The 4,943-nt window shown below is 74.9% G+C and carries 5 protein-coding genes; 4 read left to right on the top strand and 1 reads right to left on the bottom strand.

Features of this window, described 5'->3' with window-relative positions; translation table 11 throughout:
• On the bottom strand, positions 1 to 412 hold a 412-nt coding region (locus KME75_RS39905; RefSeq protein ID WP_308283483.1), incomplete at its 3' end, for an FGGY family carbohydrate kinase.
• A gap of 294 nt (positions 413 to 706) precedes the next feature.
• Here KME75_RS39905 and KME75_RS39900 point away from each other — a divergent pair.
• From KME75_RS39900 to KME75_RS39885, 4 genes are all read left to right on the top strand, one after another.
• A complete protein-coding gene (locus KME75_RS39900; protein WP_308283482.1) occupies positions 707 to 1,531 on the top strand; it encodes a DeoR/GlpR family DNA-binding transcription regulator in 825 nt (274 codons plus the stop codon).
• Between the two features lie 28 nt (positions 1,532 to 1,559).
• The gene (locus KME75_RS39895; RefSeq protein WP_219420188.1) at positions 1,560 to 2,207 is read left to right on the top strand and encodes a class II aldolase/adducin family protein; all 648 of its coding nucleotides are present in this window, start codon (positions 1,560 to 1,562) and stop codon (positions 2,205 to 2,207) included.
• Positions 2,204 to 3,688, top strand: coding sequence for an FGGY-family carbohydrate kinase (locus KME75_RS39890; protein WP_219420187.1), 1,485 nt, complete (start codon positions 2,204 to 2,206; stop codon positions 3,686 to 3,688). The genes KME75_RS39895 and KME75_RS39890 overlap by 4 nt, the downstream gene beginning before the upstream one ends.
• The coding region (locus KME75_RS39885; RefSeq protein ID WP_219420186.1) for a glycerol-3-phosphate dehydrogenase/oxidase at positions 3,685 to 4,943 on the top strand (1,259 nt) is incomplete at its 3' end. The genes KME75_RS39890 and KME75_RS39885, both read left to right, overlap by 4 nt.

The following is a 4,943-nucleotide window of genomic DNA, read 5'->3' as shown; positions in this document are numbered from 1 at the left end:
GCGCCCAGCTGGCCTGCATCCGGTAGCCGAGCGCCGACCAGAGCGCGGCGCCCGCGTCCTGGACGCGGGCGGTCTCGGCCGCCGCGCGGCGGTCGTCGTACATCAGCGCCGGGCCGGCCGGCCTGCCGTCGGCGTCCTGGACGACGAGCGTGCCCGACGTGGAGTCGATCGCGACCGCCCCGACGGGCCGGCCGGCGCGCCCGGCCATGGCCGCCCGCGTGGCGGTGCACGTGGCCGACCACCACTCCTGCGGGTCCTGCTCGTGCCGGTCGCCGTCACGCAGGTCGCGGTGCAGCGGCGCGGCGCCGCTGCCGAGCACGGCTCCCCCGCCGTCGACGAGCACCGCGCGCACGCCCTGGGTCCCGAGATCGATCCCGAGCCAGGAGACGTCGGCGTTGTGAGTACCCGGCACTGCTTCTCCTCACGGGTTCAGGGCTGGGTCGCGACGCACCCCCGGCCTGTGACGGGCTTCACCGGGCAGCGCGCGGCGTCACAATATGACCGCGTACATCTCACGTCAACATGCGAAGCTCACAGCCCTGGTCGTGATGCGGTTATCCGCGTCCCTCGGCGTTCGCCGCTGGCACTCGCCCGGTCGCCGTGAACTTCACATTTTGAGACGCGTCGTTCACATCGAAGCTTGACGAAATCGGGCCCGACAGGTTGTGATGCGTCTCGCAGCGGCACGACCGACCGAGGAGGCACCGTGGTGGAGGCACCCGCCGACGTCCTGCCCGACGAGGGTTCCCGGTCACGCGCCCTCGGTCCCGACGGCCGGCAGGCCCGGATCACCGAGCTGGTGCTGAGCAGTGGCTCGGTCTCGGCGCAGGAGCTGGCGGAGACGTTCGCCGTCTCGGTCATGACCATCCACCGCGACCTCGACGAGCTGCAGCGCCAGGGCGTGCTGCGCAAGGCGCGCGGCGTCGCCACCGCCCAGCCGAGCGGCATCTTCGAGTCGAACGCGGAGTTCCGCGCGAAGGCCAACGTCGAGGCCAAGCGCGAGATCGCCCGGCACGCCTGCCGCCACGTGGAGCCCGGCATGTCGGTGCTGCTCGACGACTCCACCACCGCGACGCAGATGCTCCCGCACCTCGCGACGCTCGCCCCGCTCACGGTGGCCACCAACTACCTCACGGCGCTCGGCGAGCTCGCCCGGCTCCGCGACGTCCAGGTCGTCGCGCTCGGCGGGCACTACGACGCCCGGCACGACTCGTTCCTGGGCACCACCTGCGTGGAGACGATCCGCTCGATGCGGTTCGACGTCGCATTCGTCAGCACGTCCGCGGTCGCCGAGGGCTACGCCTTCCACCAGGAGGACGGGATCGTGGCGGTCAAGCGCGAGATGGTCGCGGTGGCCGCCCGCACCCACCTGCTCATCGACCACAGCAAGCTCACCCGCAGCGCCCTGCACCGGCTCCTGCCGCTGCACCGGTTCGCCTCGGTGATCGTCGACCCCGCCACCCCCGCGCGTGACCTCGCCGTCCTCCGCGAGAACGACGTGCGCGTGGAGGTGGCGGGGCGCGAGAGCTGACCAGCGCCCGCCCACGAAAGGACAGCCCATGCTCCTGCACGACGAACGCGTTCAGCTCGTGGAGTTCTGCCGCCGGATGCAGGCCGACGACCTGACCGTCGGCACATCGGGGAACCTCTCGGTCCGGTCCGGCGACCACATCGCCATCACCCCGAGCGGCGCGGCCTACGAGGACCTCACCCCGGAGTCGATCTGCGTGATCGACCTGGACGGCAACCACGTCGAGGACGGGCTGGAGCCCTCCTCGGAGGTGCCGATGCACACCTCGGTCTACCGGCACACCGACGCGGTGGCCGTGGTGCACACCCACCCGCTCTACGCCAGCACGCTGTCGGCGGTGGTGGACGAGCTGCCCGCGGTGCACTACATGGTGGCGCTGCTGGGCGGGCCGGTCCGGGTGGCGCCGTACGCCACGTTCGGCAGCCCGGAGCTGGCCGAGAACAGCGTGAAGGCGATGGACGGCCGGTTCGGCGCCATCCTGCAGAACCACGGCGCCACGACCTACGGCGACAGCCTGGCCAAGGCCTACACGCGCAGCGTCTACCTCGAGTGGGTCTGCCGGATGTACTACCAGGCCCGGCTGCTCGGCGAGCCGAACATCCTGCCGGCCGAGGAGATCGCCCGGGTGGCCGAGAAGCTGAACAGCTACGGGCAGACGGTGCCGACGCAGTCATGAGCGCGCGCACGTTGCTCGGCATCGACGCCGGCACCTCGGTGGTGAAGGCCGCCCTGTTCGACGAAGCGGGCGGCGCGCTCGCCGTCGCGGGCCGGCCGGTGGAGCTCAGACACGGCGCCGGCGAGGCCGTGGAGCAGGACCTCGAGCACGTGCTCGCCTGCGTCGGTGCGGTCGTCCGCGAGGTCGCCGCCGCCGCGGGCGCGACCCCGGAGGTCGTGTCGCTGACCGGCCAGGGCGACGGCCTCTGGCTCACCGACGCCGCCGGCGCACCCGTGCGGCCGGCGCTGTCCTGGCTGGACGGGCGGGCGTCGGAGCTGCTCGGCCGGTGGACCGCCGACGGCGTGACCGAGCGGGTGTTCCGCGCCAACGGCACCACGCTGTTCCCCGGCGCACCCGGGCCGCTGCTGGCGTGGCTCGACGCGCACGAACCGGAGGCGCTCGACCGGGCTGCCACGGCCGGTACCTGCAAGGACGCCGTGTTCACCCGCCTCACCGGCGTGCGGGCCACCGACCCGAGCGACAGCTCCATGCCCTTCGGCGACGGTACGGGCACCGGCTACAGCGACACCGTCCTCGACGCGCTCGGGCTCGCGCACCGCAGGGAGCTGCTCGCCCCGATCGTCGCGCCCGTGCCGCAGGCCGAGCTGTCGCACGCCGGCGCCGCGCTGCTCGGGCTGCCCCCGGGCCTCCCGGTGAGCTCCGGCCCGTTCGACTTCCCGGCATGCGCCATCGGCGGCGGGGTGCTCGAGCGCGGCGACGGGCTGCTGATCGTCGGCACGACCTTGGGCTGCATGGTCCACGTCGACCGCCTGGCCACCGACGGCGACCCGGCCGGGTTCTCGGTCGCCACCGGTGAGCCGGGGCGTTGGCTGCGGGCGATGCCGGCGATGGTCGGCACCGCCTCGATGGACTGGATGCTCGCCACGCTCGGGCTCGGCGTCGAGTTCGTCGACGCGGCCTTGGCGGCCAGCCCACCCGGCGCGGGCGGCGTGGAGGTGCTGCCCTACTTCGCGACGTCGGGCGAGCGGGCGCCGTTCGTCGACCCGCACGCGGCCGGGCAGGTCACCGGTGTGCGGCTCACGACGACCCGCGAGGACCTGGTGCGCGCGGTGTGCGAGGGGCTCGCGTACGCGGCCCGGCACTGCTTCGATTCCACGGGCGGGGCGGGCCGGCTGGTGGCGTGCGGCGGCGGCACCCGGTCGCGGCCGTGGCTGCAGGTGTTCGCCGACGTGCTCGGGGTGCCGCTGGAGCTGGCCCGCACGCCCGAGGTGGGCGCCCGCGGCGCGGTGCTCGCCGCGGCGGCCGCGCGGGGCGACGCGCTGGACGTCGGCGCGTGGACGGCGGCGCAGGACGTCGTGGAGCCCGACCCGGCCCTGCGGGACCGGTACTCCGCGGGCTATGCGCGCTACCTCGACCACGTGCAGGCGGCGCAGCCGTTCTGGGCCACCCGGCAGGCGTCGTCGGCGGGGGTGACCCGGTGAACGCGAACGGCGCCTGGGAGCCGGCCCGGCTCTCCCCCGCCCGCCGCACGGCCGCGCTCGGCGCGGCCCGGGAGCGCCGGTTCGACGTCGCGGTGGTGGGCGGCGGGATCACCGGCGCCGGCGTGGCGCTCGACGCGGCCGCACGCGGCCTGTCGGTGGTGCTCCTGGAGGCGGGCGACCTGGCCGTGGGCACGTCGTCGCGGTCGGGCAAGACCGTGCACGGCGGGCTGCGCTACCTCGAGCAGCTCAACTTCCGGCTCGTCGCCGAGGCCCTGCGCGAGCGCGACCTCATGGTGCGCACGCTGGCGCCGCACCTCGTCGCGCCCGAGCCGTTCCTGTTCCCGCTCACGAAGCGCTGGGAGCGGCCCTACATGGGCGCGGGCGTGCTGCTCTACGACCTGATGGCGGCCGCGGGCCGCACCGGCGGGCGCGGTGGGGTGCCGCACCACCGCCACCTCACCCGGCGCGGCGCGCTGCGGGAGGCCCCCGGGCTCGACGGCGGCGTCGTCACCGGCGCCCTGCAGTACTACGACGGCCGGATGGACGACGCCCGGCACACGCTGGCCGTGGCGCGCACGGCCGCGGCGCACGGGGCGGTCGTGCTGAACCACGCGCCGGTGGTCGGCGTGCTCCGGGACGGCCCGCGGGTCGCGGGCGTCACCGTCGAGGACGGGCTGTCCGGTGACCGGTTCGACGTCACGGCCTCGGCCGTGGTGAACGCCGCCGGCGTGTGGGCGGCCGACGTGCAGGCGATGGCCGGGGCGGCCACGTTCACCGTCCAGCCGGCGAAGGGCGTGCACCTCGTGGTCGAGCGCGCCGCGTTCGACTCGCGCACCGGGATCCTCGCCCGCGCCGAGGACTCGGTGATCATCCTGCGGAAGTGGTTCGGGCACTGGCTGCTCGGCACCACCGACACCGCGTGGGCGGGCGACCGGCGGGCGCCGACCGTGGAGCCCGAGGACATCGACTACCTGCTGCGCAACGTCAACCGGTACCTCGCCCGGCCGCTGTCGCGGGCCGACGTGCTGGGCGCGTTCGCCGGGCTGCGCCCGCTGCTCGCCCCGGTGTCGCGGGACGCCGCCACCACGTCCGCGCTCTCCCGCGACCACACGGTGGTGACCGAGCCCGCCGGCATGGTCACCGTCGTCGGCGGCAAGTACACGACCTACCGGCGGATGGCCGCCGACGCCGTCGACGCCGTCGGGCGCGCGCTGGGTGAGGGGCTGCCGGCCTCCCCCACCGCGGACGTACCGCC

It is taken from the genome of Pseudonocardia nigra (genome assembly GCF_019396355.1).
Classification (GTDB): domain Bacteria; phylum Actinomycetota; class Actinomycetes; order Mycobacteriales; family Pseudonocardiaceae; genus Pseudonocardia; species Pseudonocardia nigra.
This window is presented reverse-complemented; position numbering and strand designations above follow the sequence as displayed.